At 66.9% G+C, this 18,513-nt stretch carries 15 protein-coding genes; 10 read left to right on the top strand and 5 right to left on the bottom strand.

Annotation, left to right across the window (positions count from 1 at the left end; translation table 11 throughout):
- Positions 1-8 precede the first annotated feature (8 nt).
- The 8 genes from msuE to V3B25_RS08420 all read left to right on the top strand — a co-directional run bounded on the left by msuE (position 9) and on the right by V3B25_RS08420 (position 7,975).
- A complete protein-coding gene (gene msuE / locus V3B25_RS08455; RefSeq protein ID WP_329810480.1) occupies positions 9-596 on the top strand; it encodes an FMN reductase in 588 nt (195 codons plus the stop codon).
- Positions 597-752: 156 nt separating this feature from the next.
- A complete protein-coding gene (locus V3B25_RS08450; RefSeq protein ID WP_032129754.1) occupies positions 753-1,115 on the top strand; it encodes a DUF3088 family protein in 363 nt (120 codons plus the stop codon).
- Between the two features lie 14 nt (positions 1,116-1,129).
- Positions 1,130-2,107: an MsnO8 family LLM class oxidoreductase gene (locus V3B25_RS08445; protein WP_329810479.1), complete on the top strand. Its 978-nt coding sequence runs from the start codon at positions 1,130-1,132 to the stop codon at positions 2,105-2,107.
- An 18-nt stretch (positions 2,108-2,125) separates the two neighbouring features.
- Complete coding sequence (locus V3B25_RS08440; protein ID WP_329810478.1) at positions 2,126-3,469, top strand: LLM class flavin-dependent oxidoreductase; 1,344 nt, start codon at positions 2,126-2,128, stop codon at positions 3,467-3,469.
- 4 nt (positions 3,470-3,473) lie between these two features.
- Complete coding sequence (locus V3B25_RS08435; protein WP_329810477.1) at positions 3,474-4,694, top strand: M20 aminoacylase family protein; 1,221 nt, start codon at positions 3,474-3,476, stop codon at positions 4,692-4,694.
- Positions 4,691-5,242, top strand: a complete 552-nt coding sequence (locus V3B25_RS08430; protein WP_279912632.1) for a GNAT family N-acetyltransferase — start codon at positions 4,691-4,693, stop codon at positions 5,240-5,242. Before V3B25_RS08435 ends, V3B25_RS08430 begins: the two co-directional genes overlap by 4 nt.
- Positions 5,239-6,984 carry an amino acid ABC transporter permease/ATP-binding protein gene (locus V3B25_RS08425; RefSeq protein ID WP_164079682.1) on the top strand — a complete coding sequence of 582 codons (1,746 nt, stop codon included), beginning with the start codon at positions 5,239-5,241 and terminating at the stop codon, positions 6,982-6,984. The genes V3B25_RS08430 and V3B25_RS08425 overlap by 4 nt, the downstream gene beginning before the upstream one ends.
- Before the next feature lie 16 nt (positions 6,985-7,000).
- Positions 7,001-7,975 carry an ABC transporter substrate-binding protein gene (locus V3B25_RS08420; RefSeq protein ID WP_329810476.1) on the top strand — a complete coding sequence of 325 codons (975 nt, stop codon included), beginning with the start codon at positions 7,001-7,003 and terminating at the stop codon, positions 7,973-7,975.
- A gap of 175 nt (positions 7,976-8,150) precedes the next feature.
- On the opposite strand, the gene V3B25_RS08415 is transcribed toward V3B25_RS08420, so the two are convergent.
- Positions 8,151-11,270, bottom strand: a complete 3,120-nt coding sequence (locus tag V3B25_RS08415; RefSeq protein WP_329810475.1) for a discoidin domain-containing protein — start codon at positions 11,268-11,270, stop codon at positions 8,151-8,153.
- A 198-nt stretch (positions 11,271-11,468) separates the two neighbouring features.
- Positions 11,469-12,545, bottom strand: coding sequence for an MBL fold metallo-hydrolase (locus tag V3B25_RS08410; protein WP_049462056.1), 1,077 nt, complete (start codon positions 12,543-12,545; stop codon positions 11,469-11,471).
- A gap of 104 nt (positions 12,546-12,649) precedes the next feature.
- Between V3B25_RS08410 and V3B25_RS08405 the strand changes: the two genes are divergently transcribed.
- Entirely contained in the window at positions 12,650-13,261 is a 612-nt protein-coding gene (locus V3B25_RS08405) for a TetR/AcrR family transcriptional regulator (RefSeq protein WP_049398557.1), read from the top strand.
- Here V3B25_RS08405 and V3B25_RS08400 read toward each other — a convergent pair.
- Both V3B25_RS08400 and V3B25_RS08395 read right to left on the bottom strand, forming a co-directional pair.
- Positions 13,258-15,204, bottom strand: coding sequence for an EAL domain-containing protein (locus tag V3B25_RS08400; RefSeq protein WP_329810474.1), 1,947 nt, complete (start codon positions 15,202-15,204; stop codon positions 13,258-13,260). The two genes, V3B25_RS08405 and V3B25_RS08400, sit on opposite strands and share 4 nt — an antisense overlap.
- A 63-nt stretch (positions 15,205-15,267) precedes the next feature.
- Positions 15,268-16,170 (bottom strand): LysR substrate-binding domain-containing protein, encoded by a 903-nt coding sequence (locus V3B25_RS08395; protein ID WP_329810510.1) that lies wholly within the window; start codon positions 16,168-16,170, stop codon positions 15,268-15,270.
- A gap of 120 nt (positions 16,171-16,290) precedes the next feature.
- Between V3B25_RS08395 and V3B25_RS08390 the strand changes: the two genes are divergently transcribed.
- Entirely contained in the window at positions 16,291-17,802 is a 1,512-nt protein-coding gene (locus tag V3B25_RS08390) for an MFS transporter (RefSeq protein WP_329810473.1), read from the top strand.
- On the opposite strand, the gene V3B25_RS08385 is transcribed toward V3B25_RS08390, so the two are convergent.
- The gene (locus V3B25_RS08385) at positions 17,796-18,512 is read right to left on the bottom strand and encodes an SDR family oxidoreductase (protein WP_197655578.1); all 717 of its coding nucleotides are present in this window, start codon (positions 18,510-18,512) and stop codon (positions 17,796-17,798) included. The two genes, V3B25_RS08390 and V3B25_RS08385, sit on opposite strands and share 7 nt — an antisense overlap.
- Position 18,513: the final 1 nt, after the last annotated feature.

Below are 18,513 nucleotides of genomic sequence, written 5' to 3'. Positions count from 1 at the left end.
AGCAGTTCATGTCTTCTGCATTGAGGGTGGTTGCATTGGTGGGGTCGCCGACCAGCTCGGCGACGTCGCGCACGTTGTTGCTGGTACGGCATCTGCTGGACTCGCTGCAGCAGCGGGTGCACGCCAGCGTGGAGCTGGTGGAGCTGGCGCCGATCGCGCGTTCGCTGGGCCAGTCGCTGTCGCGCGGCGAGGCGGAGCCGGCGGTGGAACGGGCACTGCAGACCATCGAAGCGGCGGAGCTGCTGGTGGTGGCCGCGCCGGTGTATCGCGGCTCGTATCCCGGCTTGTTCAAGCACCTGGTCGACTTCATCGAGCTGGAGGCGCTGGTGGATACGCCGGTACTGCTGGCAGCCACCGGCGGCAGCGAGCGACATGCGCTGGTGATCGATCACCAGCTGCGGCCGTTGTTCAGTTTCCTGCAGGCGCACACGCTGCCGATCGGGGTATATGCCACCCCGGCCGACTTCGAAGGCGAGCACATCAGCAGCGCGGCCCTGCAGGCGCGCATCGAACTGGCGACCGAGCGTGCGGCCGGGCACTTGGCCACGCAGGCGCAGGCGCTGACGGTAGCGGCGCCGCTGCGACGTATTGCCTGACGCCATAACCGGCGGCGCTTTGCTTATGGCTACGCCGCATCTGCGTGGCCGGATCTGACCGCCGATTGTCGCCAGCCGTCGCTGCTGCGGCTGCTGGCATATCTAGCATCGATATCGAAGCGGCATCGCATTGCCGGCCCTGATGAGGACACTCCCGTGGCGTTGGACGAAGCAAGCAAACCCATCCTGTTCCTGCTCGACCGTGAATTCGAGGACGGCCAGATTCCCGGCCAGCGCTTTTTCTGCCGGCACAGCCTGTTGCTGGAGGGCGCGCTGTCGAGCATCGATGGCCTGGACGCGCAGCTGGACGTGCGCCGCATCGGTTTCGCGCGGCCGCGCCGCGAGGTGATTGCCGAGATCGGTGAGCAGGACCAGTCACTACCCAAGCTGGTGTTGCCGCAGGGCGTGCGCAGCGAACTGGCCAGTGGCGCGCACCAGGACCGCCAGTACATCTCCGGTGCAGAGCCGATCCTGGCCGCGTTGAACGGCTTGCTCGGCATTCCCGTGGCCCACCCCTGAGCGAGGACGTGACCATGAGCTATCAGATCAGCGTGCTGGACAAGAGCCCGGTTGCCGAAGGTGCCTCGCCGGAGCAGGCGCTGCGCAACAGCCTGCAGCTGGCGCAGCGCGCCGAGCAGCTGGGCTACCACCGCTACTGGTTTGCCGAACACCACGCTGCACCAACGCTGGCCAGCCCTGCACCGGAAGTGCTGGCTGCGTGGGTGCTGGCGCAGACCCGGCGTATCCGCATCGGCAGTGGCGGGGTGATGCTGCGCCACTACGCGCCGTACAAGGTGGCGGAGAACTTCAACCTGCTGTCGGCGCTGGCGCCGGGGCGTGTCGATCTGGGCGTGGGTAAGGCCCCCGGTGGCCTGCCGGCCTCGACCGCGGCGCTGGCAGCCGGGCGTCCGGCGTTCGCCGACTTCGACCAGCAACTGCGCGACCTGGAAGGTTATCTGTCCGGCGCCGAAACCGAGGCACAGGCTCGGCCGGTTCCGCAGCAGGCACCGGAGCGCTTCCTGCTCGGGGCCAGCCCGCAGAGCGCGCAGCAGGCGGCCGAGCTGGGCTGGCGCTTCGTCTACGCCGCGCACTTCGATGGTGACCCGAAGCATATCGAGGCCGCGTTCGATGCCTACCGCACCGTTTCTACGCAGCCGCCACTGCTGGCCACGGTGGCGTTCGCCGCACCAACTGCCGAAGCCGCAGCACGTCATATCGGTGCGCTGCGCGTCTACAAGCTGCACCTCGGCCCCGGCCAGACGGTGAATCTGCCCAGTCCCGATGCGGCTGCCGAGTACGCGCGCCAGGTGGGCGTGGCCGATTTCCGCATCGAGGAGACACGCCCCAGCGTGTTGTCCGGTGATGCGCAGCACGTGCGTGACGAACTGGATGCGCTGCACCGGCGCTTCGGCGTGGGCGAGTTCATCCTCGATGCGCCGGTGGCCGACCTTGATGCACGCCTGACATCCCTTGAACTGCTGTCGCCCGCGCCGCGCGCGGCGGTGGCCTGACCTGCAGGAGCGATTCCCATGAGCACGACCCCGCGCCACATTCCGTTCGGCATCATGCTGCAGGGTCCTGGCAGCCACATGCATGCCTGGAAGCATCCCTCCAATCCGGCCGATGCCAGCGTCAACCTGCAGTTCTACATCGACATCGCGCGTACCGCCGAGGAAAACGGCATCGCCTTCGGCTTCGTAGCCGACGGCCTGTACATCAACGAGAAGTCGATCCCGCACTTCCTTAACCGCTTCGAGCCGATCTCGCTGCTGTCGGCGCTGGCCACGGCGACGAAGAAGATCGGCCTGGCGGGCACGCTGTCGACCTCCTACAGCGACCCGTTTACCGTGGCCCGGCAGTTCGCTTCGCTGGACCTGCTCAGCGGCGGTCGTGCGGGGTGGAACGTGGTGACGTCGCCGCTGGAGGGTTCGGGGCGCAACTACGGTCGCCCGCACCCGGAGCACGCGCTGCGCTACCAGATCGCCGACGAGTACCTGGATGTAGTGCAAGGGCTGTGGGATTCCTGGGACGACGATGCCTTCGTGCGTGAGCGCGACAGCGGCACGTTCTTCGCGCCGGACAAGTTCCGCCGCCTCGACCACAAGGGCCGCTTTTTCCAGGTGGAAGGGCCGCTCAACATCCAGCGTTCGCCACAGGGGCAGCCGGTGATCTTCCAGGCCGGGTCGTCCGACGATGGCATCGCGCTGGCCGGCAAGTACGCCGATGCGGTGTTCACCCATTCGCCATCGCTGGAGGAGACCCGCGCGTTCACCCAGAAAGTGAAGAACTCGGCGATCGCCCACGGCCGCAGCGGCAATGACGTGAAGATCTTCCCGGGCATCGGCCCCATCGTCGGTCGCACCGCGGAGGAGGCTGAAGCCAAGTACCAGGCGATCGCCGCACTGGCCACGCTGGAGGATGCACTGGCGTACCTGGGGCGCTTCTTCGACCACCACGATTTCAGCCAGTACGATCCGGACGCGCCGTTCCCGGAGCTGGGTGACATCGGCAGCAACTCGTTCCGTTCCACCACCGACCGCATCAAGCAGGACGCGCGCGAGAAGGGCCTGAGCCTGCGCCAGGTGGCACTGGAGGCGGTCAGCCCACGACCGAACTTCATCGGCACGCCGGAGCATGTGGCCGATGAGCTGATCCGCTGGTTCGATGCCGGCGCCAGCGATGGCTTCATCCTTGGTTTCGCTGCACAGCGCGAAGGCCTGGACGATTTCGTGACCCAGGTGCTGCCAATCCTGCAGGCGCGCGGCTACCACCAGCGTGAGCTGGAAGGGCAGACGCTGCGCGCGCATCTGGGCTTGCCGTACAAGGCCAGCCGCCATGCGACCGATGCCGAGCCGGCGCGGAAGGCAGGGTAAGGCGATGAGCGGAGAATACGCGGCAGCGCCGGGCCATGCCCGGCGGAATTCCCCAACGACTGGCGTGCTGCCGGAAATCGCGGCACGCGCCGAGGCGGCCATCGCGATCCGCCATGACCTGCATCGGCACCCGGAGCTGGCCTTCGAGGAACACCGCACCAGCGCACGCGTGGCCGAGCTGCTGCAGCAGTGGGGCTATGAGGTCACCACCGGCCTCGGCGGCACCGGCGTGGTCGGTACGCTGCAGCGCGGGCAGGGCAGCCGTCGACTTGGGCTGCGTGCCGACATCGATGCACTGCCGATCCACGAGGACTCCGGGCTGGCGTACGCCAGCCAGAACGAAGGGTTGATGCATGCCTGCGGCCACGATGGGCATACCGCCATCCTGCTGTCTGCGGCGCACTACCTGGCCCATCACGGCCGCATCGACGGCACCCTGCAGCTGGTGTTCCAGCCGGCCGAGGAAACCGGTTCGGGGGCCTCGAAGATGATCGCCGACGGCCTGTTCGAACGCTTCCCGGTGGATGCGATCTATGGCCTGCACAACTGGCCGGGTGTGCCGGTGGGGCACTTCGGCTTCGTCGACGGTCCGGCGATGGCATCGGTGGACTGGGCGCGGCTGAAGGTGATCGGCAAGGGCGGTCACGGTGCCGAGCCTCAGGGTAGCGTCGACCCGATCCTGGCGGCAGCGCATATCGTCACGGCGCTGCAAAGCGTTGTCTCGCGCAATGTGGATCCACGGCAGATGGGCGTGGTCACCGTCGGTTCGATCCACGGCGGGCAGGCCGCCAATGTGATCCCGGACGTAGTGGAGCTGAAGCTGACCGTGCGCGCCTACCTGCCCGAGGTACGTGACACCCTGCGGCGCCGTGTTACCGAGGTCGCCGAGCAGACCTCCGCCGCGTTCGGCGCGCGCGCGGAGATCGAGTTCCCGCGCGGCTTCCCGAGCGTGATCAACCATCCTCAGCAGACTGCCTATATCCGCGACGTAGCCGTGCAGGGCTTCGGCAGCGAACACGTGGTGCCCGAATTCGCGCCACGCACGGCCAGCGAGGATTTCGCCTTCCTGCTGCAGGCGCGGCCGGGCAGTTTCGTGTTCGTCGGCAACGGCGACAGCGCACCGCTGCACAGCCCGCGCTATGTGTTCAACGACGCCGCCATCGCGCCCGCTGCCAGCCTGTGGGCGCGGCTGGCCGAGGACTATCTGGTGAAGGACGTGGCATGAGCAGCAACGAACGCTTCCTCTACACCTCGGTGGACGATCCACTGGCCCGTCCACTGTTCGATGGACTGGAACAGGAGTACGACAGCCGCTATGCCGACGTGCGCCGCCGTATCGGTGGCAGCGCCCGCGAGGAGCTGCAGCGCTACCCGGCACAGGCGTTCGCGGCACCGGTTGGTGCGTTCGTGCTGCTGCTGCGCGATGGTGTGGCGATCTCCGGCGGTGCCTTCATGCCGCACCGCGATCCGGACACCGCCGAGTTCAAGCGCATCTGGACGCTGCCCGGCCTGCGCCGCCAGGGCATCGCGCGGCGTGTACTGCAGGAACTGGAGGACCAGGCGGCGCGCCAGGGTTACCGACGGGTGTTCCTGACCACCGGCTTCCGCCAGCCTGAAGCCGTCGGCCTGTACCTCAGCCACGGCTACACCGCGCTGTTCGATCTGGAGGCCGATCCGGAATCCATCGCCCACTTGCCGTTCGAGAAGCACCTGGGCGTATCGGCGCCAGCCGCCGTGCCATCACAGGCCGTGCTGCACGGAGCCCACGCATGAGCACGCCTTCGACCGCGCTGGATGGCATTGCCACACGCCCGGCGCCAACCCCGGCGTTGAAGATCGTGCCGGCCCGGCATCCGCTGCAGGTGGTCGGAACCCTCCTCGCGTTGGCGCTGATCCTGATCGGGCTGCAATCAGTGTTGGGCAATCCGCGCTGGGGCTGGGGCACCTTCGCTGAGTGGTTCTTTGCACGCCCGGTGCTGGAAGGCCTGGGCCGCACGCTGCTGCTGACCGCGCTCGGTACCGGCCTCGGTTTCGCGCTGGGCACCCTGCTGGCGTTGGCCCGCGTGTCCGGCTCGCCGCTGCTGTCGGCGGTGTCGTGGGGCTATGTGTGGCTGTTCCGTTCGATCCCGCTGCTGGTCCTGTTGCTGCTGCTGAACAACCTGGGCTACCTATACAGCACCATCGAGCTGGGCGTGCCGTTTACCGGCATCAGCCTGTTCTCGTACCCGACCACGCAGCTGATCGGTGTGTTCACCGCCGCAGTGCTGGGTCTCACCTTGAACCAGGCCGCGTTCTCGGCCGAGGTGATCCGTGGCGGCATTCTGTCGGTCGACCACGGCCAGTACGAGGCTGCGGCCGCGCTTGGCCTGCCGCGTGGTCGCCAGGTGCGCCGCATCATCCTGCCGCAGGCGATGCGTTCGATCCTGCCGGCCGCGTTCAACGATGTGATCGGCCTGGCAAAGAGCACCTCGGTGGTCTACGTGCTGGCGCTGCCGGAGCTGTTCTACACCGTGCAGGTGATTTACCGGCGCAACCTGGAAGTAGTGCCGCTGCTGATGGTGGCCACCGTCTGGTACCTGGTGATCCTGACCGTGTTGTCGCTGCTGCAGCGGCGCGTGGAGCAGCGCTTTGCGCGCGGCCAACTGCAGCGCGAGCGTTCGGTATCGCGTGTCTCGTCACCGACGCGCGCCACAGGTGAGGCTGCACCGCGCGTGGTCAATCGCCCGCGCATCGCCGCGCAGGTTGAAGCGGGCGAGGGGGCATCGGTGTCGCTGCATGGCGTAGGCAAGGTGTTCGGTGACCAGCCGGTGCTGGAAGACGTGAACCTGGACCTGCGCGCTGGCAGCGTGACCGTGCTGATCGGCCCGTCCGGCGCTGGCAAGTCCACGTTGCTGCGGCTGATCAACCACCTGGAACGTGCCGACAGCGGTTACGTGACCGTCGGCGGGCAGCTGATCGGCTACCGCCGCGATGGCGACACCCTGTACGAGCTGCCCGAACGCGAGATCCGCCGCCGTCGTGCGGAAGTGGGCATGGTGTTCCAGGGCTTCAACCTGTTCCCGCACCTGACCGCACTGGAGAACATCATCGAGGCGCCGATCGCGGTGCGCGGCGTGCCGCGTGCGCAGGCCGAGCAGCAGGCGCGCACGCTGCTGGAACGGGTCGGCCTGGCCGACAAGGCCGATGCCTTCCCGCGCCAGCTGTCCGGCGGCCAGCAGCAGCGCATCGCGATTGCTCGTGCGCTGGCCCTGCAACCGAAGGTGCTGCTGTTCGACGAACCGACCTCGGCACTGGACCCGGAGCTGGTGGCCGAAGTGCTCAGCGTGATCGAGGAGCTGGCAAGCTCCGGCACCACGCTGGTGATTGTCACCCACGAACTGAGCTTCGCCCGCCGCGTGGCTGACCACGTGGTGATGATGGACCAGGGCCGGGTGATCGAGCAGGGCACGCCCGAGGCCCTGTTCGAGCGTCCGCGCCAGCAACGCACCGCCGATTTCCTGGCCAAGACCCTGTAACCCCGGAAGGAAGACCATGAGCCCTGCAGCACCGCGTCGCCCCTCACGCAGCACCCTGTTGGTCGTGGGTGTGCTGGTCATCGGCATCGCCGGCATCGTCTACTCGCGCGTGCGTCAGGCGCCGGATACCGGCACCGTGGCCGCAACCAGCCTGGCGGGTGCGAACACCGCCATCCTGAAGGGCACGCTTGATCCGAAGGCGCAGGCGTTGATCCCGGCCGACTATCGCTTTGTCACGCCTGGTACGTTCACCGTGGCCACCCATCCGGGGCAGCTGCCGCTGGCCGACTACGGCGCCGACAGCAAGGACGTCGTGGGCATCGAGCCGGACATCGCACGGCTGATTGCCGATGGGCTGGGCCTGAAGCTGGTGATCGTGCCGGTGGCGTGGGCCGACTGGCCGCTGGGTCTGGAATCAGGCAAGTACGATGCGGTGCTGTCGAACGTGACGGTGACCGAAGAGCGCAAGAAGAAGTTCGATTTCTCCAGCTACCGTTACGATCTGCTGGGAATTTACACGCGCACTGATGGGCCGATCCAGAAGATCGAAAAGCCGGCCGACGTTGCCGGGCTGAAGGTGGTGGTCGGTGCCAGCACCAACCAGGACCAGATCCTGCGGCAGTGGGACCAGCAGAACATCGCCGCTGGCTTGAAGCCGGTGGAGTACCAGTACTTCGATGACGCCGTGGTTGGGCGGCTGGCAGTGATCACCGGGCGCGCCGATGTCTCGTTCGAGCCCAACGCCACCGGCGCCTATTCGGCGCGCGATGGCAAGGTGCGGCGTGTGGGCCTGTTCCCGGGGGGCTGGCCGAACGCCGCAGCGATTTCGGTCACCACACGCAAGGGCAGCGGCCTGGCTGATGCGGTGACGCAGGCGCTGAACACCCAGATCGGCAGCGGCACCTACGCGCAGGCGCTGAAGCGATGGAATGTGGCTGAGGAGGCCGTGCCGCAGTCGCAGACCAACCCGCCGGGATTGCCGACGCTCTGACGCCGGGCATGGCCCGGCAGCTACCGCTGCTTTTGTAGAGCCGAGCCATGCTCGGCTGCAGTTCGCGTGGTGTGCGATGCGTCGAGCATGGCTCGACTCTACAAGAGCATCCACGCATGGCGTGGATCTACTCGCAGAGTCTGATTTCTGTAGAGCCGAGCCATGCTCGGCTGCATTACCAGACCGCTTCCAACGTCCGGAACGGTTTCGCGAGGCGCACGCCCTCGGCATCGAAGTCGGAAACGCTGCGTCCATCCACGCGCACAGACTTCGGCGCGGTCCGGTTCGGCCACCACATGCGCACGGCGGTGTCCTTGCGCAGCCCCTCGCCAATCACCACCGTCAGCAGCCCGTCGCGCTGCCGCGCCTGCATCTGCAGCGTGCCATACGCGGTCGGCAGGCGTTCCACCGCCAACCCATCCCCGGCCACCCAAGACGGCGGCGTGCCCGGCAGCAATGACAACGCGTCATCGTCCTCGCGCATCAACATGCCGAACAGCGTGCGGCCGTATTCGGCACCGATCCAGGTATGCGGCATGTCGCCGAGGTAGCGCGGGAAGCGCAACCGCGAATGCACCACTTCGGCCAGCACCTGCCACTCAAGCGGGCGCCGATCATGCAGCAGCCCCTGTAGCAGCTCGTCGGCCGCCTGCGGCTGGCCCAGGTGCACATAGCTCAGCACGTTGCGGATCTCGTACGGGGTGTAGGCATACAGCGCCCCGGGCTGGCTGCGCTTGCGAACGTCCTCCAGATAGCGGGCGAAGGTGGTCCGCAATGCATCTGCCGGCAGCACGCTCTGCGCACCGGTGGGGTCCAATGCAATCGAAACGCCGGTGGGATCACCATCGCCCAGATCCGCCGAGGACGGAATGAAGTCGATGCCCTTCCACGCCATCGTCGCCCGGATCGAGGCATGCAGTGCGTCGTACAGCAGCTTGTACTGTTCGCGCGCCCAACGGGCGGTTTCATGGTCGCCAAGTGCCTCTGCCAGCCACGCGCCGTCGTGCCAGCCCTTCAGTCCCCAGTAGTCATCCCAATAGCTGTGGGTGGGCGAAGGGTAGCCCTCGTGGCTGATCGACGGCGCAAGAATGCCCGCGAAGCGCTCCGGCGCTGGCTGGTCAGCCTTGTAGCCGGGCACCAGCGTGCGCTCGCGCAGTTCCTGCAGGAAGCGCAGTGCGGCCTTCACTTTCGGCAGGTAGTCACGCACCGACTCGGGCCCGCCATCGAGGCGGGCGACATCGGCCACCAGCGCCACGTACTGGCCCTGGCTGTCGTACTCGATGTCCGAACCGAAGCCGGTGTTGACGCTGCCATCGTCGTTGAGGATCGGCGAAACCAGGCCATTGGCATGCACGCCGTGCGCGCTGTACCAGGCCAGATAGTCACGCGCGACGCGGGCTTCACCCATGCGCAGCAGCACCGCCGAGGTGGCCATGCCATCGCGGATGAAGGAGCGGTTGTAGTTGCGCGGGCCGGGCTGCATGGCCGGGCCGGTCTGGTTGATCAGCATGTAGGCAGCCTGCGCGCGCAGCATGTCGACCAGCGAGGGATCGGGCAGGCGCAGGCCGACCTGGCCCAGCCGCGCCTGCCAATCTGCGGACGCCTGCGTGGCCAGCGTCTCGAACGCCGCATTGGCATCACGGGGCAGCGTGGACAGGTCAAGCGCAGGCGCCTCGGGCAGCACGCCATTGGCATCGGCAGCGGCGGTACCGAGTGGGAACGCCACGACCACCGCATCGCTGGCACCGGGCGCGAGGCGGATCCGGTAGCTCAATGCGGCTGCGGCCAGTCCTTGCTCGTCACGTGCCTGCTGCGAGGAAGGCAGTTCGCCGGCAGCGATGTCCGCGGTGATCTCCGTTGTGCCGTCCTTTCCGAACGGCGCAACGCCGGACGCAGCCACCGGCGTGAGCGAGCGCAGCAGCGTGCGGCCGTTCACGCGCACCGTGTTGGCTTCGACGGCGACCTCGCGGATCGGCGACAGCCCACCGTTCTGCCATGGCGGGTTCATCTGCATCGGTCGTACCGCCAGGGTCAGCGTGCCGTCGATCGCGGTGCTGCCGGTGTTGTGCAGTCGATGGCGGAGGAAGGTCACCGGCTGGCCATCGCGCTCGATGGCGAACACCTCACTGCGCAGCTCCAGCCCAGGCTGCGGCGACCAGGTGGCCGAAGGCATAGGCTTCCAGCCATCGCGCAGGGCGTGCTGTACGGGCTGACCGGCGGCACCTGCAGCACGCCCGTCGGCGCTTCGCCAGAGCGGCTGCACCAGCGGCGCACCCTTGAACGCTTCCAGGTTGCCGTATTCGTCGAAGATCGATTTCTGCCGGCCCGCGTGCACACCCATGGCGGTCCAGTAGGTCTGCTGCATCTGCAGCGAGGCGGGGAACAAGGCACGTTGCGCACCGCTGGCGGCAATCTGGTAGCGCTTCATCGGCGTCATCACGGCTTTCGGGCCAAGCAGGCGCAGGCGCGCGATCTGCGGGGCAGCGCCGTCCACGGCCAGGCGGAATGCACGTAGAGGGTGTGCCGTGTCAGCAGCCAGCCAACTCTGCCGATGGCTGGCCGCCTGTGCATCGTGCGCGAGGTCCTGCCATCGGCCCTGTGCGTCCTGCGCCTGCAAGCGGGCGGCGCCGCGCCCGCCATCGGCCCAGTCGACCGCGAGACCGGCCGTGGACTGGGCGCGAGGCAGCATGATCTCGAGCGTATGGGGTCCACCTTTTCCGGCTGGAACCGCGACGGTGCCACCGCCTTGCCAGAGCGCCGCCGCCTGCGTTGCATCGACACCGCTGATGCGTGCGCTGAGCGTGCTGTCCAGCGGCTCCATCTCGAAAATCGACACGCCCCAATCGGAGGTGCGCTGCGGGCTGGCCAACCGCAGGTAGCGCGCCTGGCGTGGCGCGAAGTACAGCGTTTCCACGTCGCCCAGCGAATCGGCCATGGTGTACGCGGTCTGCCACTGCGTGCCGTCCAGCGAGGTCTGCAGTGAATAGCCCTCTGGATTGGAGACATCCCAGGTAAGCCGTGCGCCGGCCAGCATCGTCGGTGCGCCCAGATCGATCTGGAACCAGTGGCCCGGACTGAAGGCACCGCCGGTGACGGTCTTGGGGTCGCCGTCGATCAGGTGGCTGATCGCCATCGCCGGTACCTGCTGCGAGGAGGCGCTGGCCTGCCATTGGCTGCGTGGTGGCAATGTCTGTGCCTGCGCGGAGGATGCCAGGACGGCGAGCATCAGAGTGGCGGCGGGTCGCCATGGGGCAGGTGGGCGGGAGACCTTGGAGCGTTCGGCGCGCAACGTCATTACGGACAGCCTCGCAGGTTCGACCGGAATCGGGCGAGCGCTACGCTAGCAAGGGATGTAATCGGTTACATGACGCACCGCAGCGGCGCAGGCCGTTTCTGCGTAGAGCCGAGCCTACGCTCGGCTGCCGTTCGGGTAGGCGCAGCCGAGCATGGCTCGGCTCTACATGGCTTCCGGCAGGTCAAGCGGCATTCCCCGTTACAGCTCCACCGTCTCCCACCAGCGTGTACCCGCCTGCGGCGCCTGCATGTCCAGTGCTTCGCCCATCATCGGCGTGGCCACCGGCACGTTCTTTGCGCCAGCCAATGCAGTGATGCGCTCGAACGGTTGCTGCCAGGCGTGCAGCGCCAGATCGAAGGTGCCGTTGTGGATCGGCAGCAGCCACTTGCCGCGCAGGTCCAGGTGCGCCTGCAGGGTCTGCTCGGGCTGCATGTGCACGAAGGCCCAGCGCGGGTCGTAGGCACCGGTTTCGATCATGGTCAGGTCGAACGGGCCGTACTTCTCACCGATGGCCTTGAAGCCGTCGAAGTAGCCGGTGTCGCCGCTGAAGAAGATGCGGAAGTCGCCGTCCTGGATCACCCATGACGCCCACAGGCTGCGATCGCTGTCGCCCAGACCGCGGCCGGAGAAATGCTGGCCCGGGGTGGCGGTCAGGCGCAGGCCACTGGCCTCGGTCGATTGCCACCAGTCCAGCTGTTCGACCTTGCTGGCGTCCACGCCCCACGCAATCAGCTGGTCGCCCACACCCAGCGGTGCGATGAAGCGCGCGGTCTTGCCGGCCAGCTGCATCACTGCGGCATGGTCCAGGTGGTCGTAATGGTTGTGCGAGAGGATCACGCCGGCGATCGGCGGCAGTTCGTCGATGCTGATCGGCGGTGCGTGGAAGCGCGCCGGGCCCAGCCACTGTACCGGCGAAGCGCGCTCGGAGAACACCGGATCGGTCAGCCAGTATTGGCCACGCAGCTTCAGCAGGATCGTGGAATGCCCGAGCCGGAACAGGCTGCGATCAGGCGCGGCGTCCAGGGTGGCGCGGTCCAGCGGCAGCACCGGAATGGGGTGGGCGGGCACGGTGCCCTTGGGCTTGTTGAACAGGAACGTCCACCAGATCTCCGCGCCATCGCGCAGGCCCATCGCCGGACGCGGCAGGGCATTGCGGAACTTGCCGTCGCGGTACTGCGGCGAATCGGGGAAGTCGGGGAGGGACCAGGATTTGCAGAAGGTGTAGGCGGTCACGGCGAGGATTCCAAGCAAAAGGACAAGGAGCAGGCGCTTCATGGGTGACGTCCGCTGGGTACACTGCACAGTGTAGTTTCGTATTTTTCAGAAGTACACTGCCGGGTGTAAAATGGTGACATCCGTTCAGTTATCTGGTTCCTGCCATGTCCCGTGCCCCGCAACGCCTGACCGACCGCAAACGCGAAGCCATCGTGCGTGCGGCGGTGGAGGAGTTCCGCGCGTCGGGCTACGAGGCGACCAGCATGGACCGCATCGCCGAGGTGGCCGGGGTCTCCAAGCGCACCGTCTACAACCACTTCCCGAGCAAGGAAGCGTTGTTCTCGATGATCCTGGAGGAGCTGTGGGAGCGCAGCGTGGCCAGCGACGCACTGCCGTACCGCGCCGATCAGCCGCTGCAGGCGCAGCTGATGCAGCTGCTGGGGCAGAAGCTGGAACTGCTCAGCGATGCCAACTTCATCGACCTGGCGCGGGTGGCGATGGCCGAGATCATCCATTCGCCGGAACGTGCGCAGGCCATCGTCTGCCGCATGGGCGAGAAGGAAAGCGGTGAGAGTGCGTGGATCCGTGCGGCAATCGCCGATGGCCGGCTGCGCCAGGTCGATCCGGAGTTCGCCGGCCACCAGCTGCACGGGCTGGTGAAGAGCTTTGCATTCTGGCCACAGGTGACGATGGGACAGGCGCCGTTGAACGAACAGGAGCGCGCACGCGTGGCCGAATCGGCGGTGGCGATGTTCCTGGGTTACTACGCGGTCTAGCTGGCGGCGAAGCGGCGGAACTCGTCGGCCGGCAGCGCCGCCGAGTACAGATAGCCCTGGCCGACATCCACACCCAGTGCGCGCAGTTGCTGTTCCTGCGCGAGGGTTTCGGTACCCTCGGCCACCACGATCGCGCCGCAGCGGTGCGCGACTTCGACGATGAAGCGAACGATCGACTGCGACTTGGCGTCGGACAGGGTGGCAATCAACGCCTGCTCGATCTTGACCTCGGCGATGGCCAGCTGCGAGAGCAGGATCAGGGTTGAATAGCCGGCACCGAAATCATCCAGTGACAGCGTGACCTCCGCCGCCAGCAACTGCGCGATGTTGGCGTCGACCACGTCGCGCTCGACGATCTCGGTCCATTCGACGATCTCCAGGCGCAGCATCACGCCGGGCACATCGTGCAGTGCCAGCAATTCCTGCAGGCGCAGGCCGAAGTCGGGCAGGCGCAGTGACTCGGCCGAAACGTTCACGGCGATCTTCAGCTGCGAGCCATCGCGTCGGCACTGCTGCAGGAAATGGATGGCCGACTGCAGCGTGGCCCATTCCAGTTCAGCCAACCGCCCCTGCCGGCGCAGCAGCGAGATCACCCGCATCGGCGCGATCAGCCGGCCCTCGCCGTCGCGCATGCGCAGCAGCGCTTCGGCGCCGACCAGCTGGCGATCCTGAAGGCGATGCTTGGGCTGGTAGCACAGGGGGGCATCTCCCTGCTGCAACCAGCGTTCGAGGGCGACTTCGATCAGGGCGTCGATCTCGCTGTCGCGCTGGATCGGATCGTCGAAGAACACAACGCCGGATTCGATCGCACTCAGCGCCACGGTGATCGCGCGGAACGGAAGATGTCCTCCGTCGGCATCGGAGGGGGGCTTCAGTTCGACCACCGCACAGCGGAACAGCGGCCGGAAGCCTGGCCAATCGCGGCCGACCCGATCGGCCAGGTTGCTGGCCAGCTCGGTGATCTGCGGCTGCGTGCGCAGTTCGAACAAGGTCAGGTCGCGCACCAGGATCGCCAGCGCGGCATCGCCGAACTGGTAGATCTCCAGCTGCCCGGCTGGCAGCGAGGGCAGCAGCCGATGCACCTCGTCGGTGCTGTCGCGCTGCCACAGGCCGTTGTCCTGCAGCGGACCATAGCGCAGGCGCAGATCGCGCAGGTTGCCCATCTCGGCCACGATCAGGCAGGCCTTGCCGATGCCGTCGTTGTTGCGCCAGTAATGCTGCAGGCGTTCGCCAAGTGCACGCATGTTGGGCAGGCCACTGATCGGATCGATGCGCAGCCAGGCCTGTTCGCGCTGACGCTGTGCATCGATCTGCGCATCGTTGTAGACCAGCGCGAACACCGCGCCGAGCATCAGCAGCGATAGTGGCAGTGCCAGCAGCCGCTGGATTGCCAACTCCTCCACGGGCAGCTGATTGGCGCCGATGATTGCGACGCCCAGTGCCAGGCCCAACGCAGTGACGGCGATACGCACGCCCCAGGCCTGCAGGATCACGCGCAGCGAGAGCTCATTGAGCATGCGCGGGTGCAGGCGCCTGCGCAGCCAGACGCCGGCCAGCATCTGCAGCGTGGCCTCGAGGCCGGCCGGCAGGAAATACTGGGTGCCGGCAAACTGGTAGCGCGCCAGCAGGCTGGCGGCCAGGCAGGTCAGGCCACCGCGCCAACCACCCAGCAGGCCACTGACCAGCAGGATGTCGAAGCCGAGGTGCAGCTTGACCACACCCTGGGTGTAACGGGCCACGAACCAGGAATTGAACAGGTAGATCAGGCCCAGCGCCACGCCGACATACAGGCGACGGCCTTCAATGGCGTGCCCGGCGCGGCGGGTGGCGATCAGCAGCACGCCGATCATGCCGATCACCGCCGTGGCCTGCAGCAGGTACAGCGGCAGGCTGGGCAGGGCGCTGTCCAGGACCTGGGCCGAGACCCGTGAAAGCGCATCCATAGCAGGTTCCCGCCTGTGACCGACGGCCAGTGACGAGCAGCGTAGTCGCAGCAGGGCGCAGGTTCAATTGCACTGGTTGGGTTCGGGCAGGAGGTGGTCGGCCATGAAATCGACAAACGCGCGTACACGTGGCTGCTGATGGCGATGGCTTGGCCAGAGGGCCCAGAAGGTGCTGCGCTCGGTGCTCCATGGGTCCAGGACGCTGACGAGTTCACCGCGGTCCAGCGCATCACGCGTGGCGAAGTCGGGCAGGCACGCAATGCCATGGCCATCAATGGCCATGTGCAGGATCGTCTCAAGATGATTGGCGGTCATTGCGGCAGTCAGCCGTGGCTCAGTGCCTCCCTCATGCGTGGGCAGCGGCCAACGTTCGATCAGGCCGGTGCCGGGAAAGCGATGGAGGAGGCACGCGTGGCCGCTCAGATCCTCCGGGTGCTGTGGCGTGCCGCGCTTGGCGAAGTACGCAGGGGCGCCCACACAGAGCAGGCGGGCACTGCCGAGGTTGCGGCCGTGCAGCCTGGAGTCGGCGGGGTTGCCCGTGCGGACAACGGCGTCGAAGCCCTCCTCGATGACATCGACAAGACGGTCGCTGAAGTGCAGGTCGAGTTCGATGGCGGGAAAGCGGTGCGCAAAGGCCGATAGCACCGGCAGCATCAGTCCGCTGGCGAGTGGAAGACTGACCTTCAGGCGACCGCTGGGCGCGGCCTGGGCGTCGGTCAGCTCGCGCTCCGCTGCGGCGACCTCGGTCATGATGCGACGGCAGCGTTCAAGGAACTGCTCGCCTTCGGCAGTCAGGCTGACGCTGCGGGTATTGCGATTCAGCAGGCGGGCGCCCAGGCGCTCTTCCAGCCGGGCAATGGTCTTGCTTGCCGCCGAAGGGGTGATGCCACGCTGTCGTGCTGCGGCCGCGAAGCTGCGTGCCTCGGCGACCAGAACGAAGAGGCTGAGACCGGCGAAGCTGTCCATGACATGGCCATTGATGACGTTCATGTCATTAAAGCACGGACACAACGGTGGATTTTTACGCGACAGCGTCGTCGATAGCATCAATGCGGTGGCGCCTGGCCACGCTGGAGTTTCATCGACATGTCAGTTGCTTCTGCTGAGACGGCCGGATCATCACGCTTTGGAGTGGTGCTGGCGGGCTGCCTGACGGCGCTCACCATTCCGTTGAGCATTGCCAGCCCCGCCGTTGGCATTCCCGCCATCCGGGACGCGCTGGGCGGTTCGCCTGCGGCGTTGTCCTGGATCATCAACGCTTATCTGTTGACCTACGGCTGCACCACGCTGGTGGCCGGTGGGCTGGCCGATCTGCATGGCAGGCGCCGGATCTGGCTTCTGGGCGGCGCGTCGTTTGCGCTGGTCACCGGCCTGATCCCCTTGATGCCCGATGTGGCGTGGATCAATGCACTGCGACTGCTTCAGGGGATGGCGGCGTCGGCTGCGTTCGCCGGTGCGATGGCGTCGCTGGCGCAGGTGTTCGACGGCCAGGCGCGGGCCAGGGTGTTCAGCCTGATCGGCACCACCTTTGGTGCAGGAGCTGCAGGCGGTCCGCTGCTGGCAGGCGGATTGATCGATGCGCTGGGCTGGGAATGGGTGTTCTTCCTGCCTGCGTTGCTGGCCACCCTGACCGTACCGTTGGTCGCCCTGTCATCCGTCGAATCGAAGAGCACCGGTTCGCCACGCCTGGATTGGCTGGGCGCCGTCACCTTCATGCTGGCGCTGGGGTCACTCACCTACGCCATGATCGTGCTGCCGGAACGCGGCCTGTTTCATCCGCAGACGCTGGTACTGCTGGCGCTCTCGATGGTGTTGCTGGCCGCGTTCATTGCCGTCGAGCGCTCCCATCGAACACCCCTGCTGGATCTCGGCCTGTTCCGCAACCGGCGCTTTGTCGGCGTGCAGATTCTCGCCGCTGCGCCTGCGTTCTCGTACGTCGTCCTTCTGGTGGTGCTGCCGGCGGGGTTCATCGGTGTTGAAGGGCTGCGGCCCACCGAAGCCGGACTGGCGATGGCGGCACTGTCTGCGCCATTGCTGGTTGTGCCCCTGGTTGCCGGTTATCTGCTGCGCTGGATTCCGGCGCGGGCGCTGTGTTGTGCGGGCCTGTTGATCGGCGCGCTTGGGCTGGCATGGCTGGCGCAGGTGTTCCAGCTACCTTCGGTGCGCTGGATGCCGATGCTGGTCATCGGGATCGGCATCGGCCTTCCCTGGGGGATCATGGATGGACTGGCGGTCAGTGTGGTCGGCAAAGAGCAGGCGGGCATGGCCGCTGGCATTTTCAATGCGATGCGACTGGCAGGTGATTCCATTGCCCTCGCGCTTGTCGGCATCATGCTTTCTGCCCGGATTGGCGGGAGCGTAGCGCTGGAAGCCGGCGTCGTGGCCCGTGCAGCCGTGCACCGGCTGTCCATGGGCGACCTTGGCGGAGCGGTGGAGGCATTGCCCGGCGTTTCGAGAACGGCGCTGGCCCAGGCATACATGGAGTCCGTCCGTGGCCAGCTGTTTGTCCTGGCGATGGCGACCGTGCTGACCGCCATCGTGCTCGGGTACCTGTTGCGCGAAGAGGTCGAGCCTGGCCTGTGCAGGCGCGGTCAGTAGCGCGGGTCGGCGATGGCCGGCAGCACCAGTTCGCGCACGAAGCCGGACGGTGACAGCCGCAGCAACGCGCGCACCATCGCAACGACGTCGTGCACCGGCACCAGCTCGCCGTCGCCGCGCGCTGCGGCCTCTGCCACCGGCACTGAAAGTGCATCGTCGGTGTTGAGGTAGCCCAGCTGCAGGCTGGTCACCGCCAGGCGGCGATCGCGGAAGCCCTCGCGCAGTGCATCGGCGATGCCGTTGAGCGCGAACTTGGATGCGCCGAACGCCACTTCCGGGCGGCCGCTGCGTGGCAGTGCCGAGGTCGAGCCGGTCAGCACCAGCTGCGGGCGTGGCGCGCCCAGCACCCGCGGCAGCAGGCGCTGCAGCAGCACCAGGGTGGCGGTGATGTTGACGTCGACCAGTTGGGTGAGCGCGGCATCGGTTTCGTCGAGGAAGGCGTACTCGTCGCTGAAGGCGGTCTGTTCCCAGATGCCCAGGTTGTGGATCAGCACATCCAGATCGGCAGGTGCCTGTGCTGCGATGTGGTCGGCAGCCACGGTCGGCTGGGACAGATCGGCTTCGATCCACTGCAGGGTGACGCCCTCGGGGCATTCAATATCGCGCGGTCGGTTGCGTGAAACGCCGATGACGGTGTCGCCTGCACTGCACAGGCCTTCCACGAACGCCCGACCGAGGCCCCTGCTGGCGCCGATGACCATCAATTTCATG

Origin of the sequence: Stenotrophomonas sp. SMYL8 (assembly GCF_036320065.1) — a bacterium.
Classification (GTDB): domain Bacteria; phylum Pseudomonadota; class Gammaproteobacteria; order Xanthomonadales; family Xanthomonadaceae; genus Stenotrophomonas; species Stenotrophomonas maltophilia_A.
This window is presented reverse-complemented; position numbering and strand designations above follow the sequence as displayed.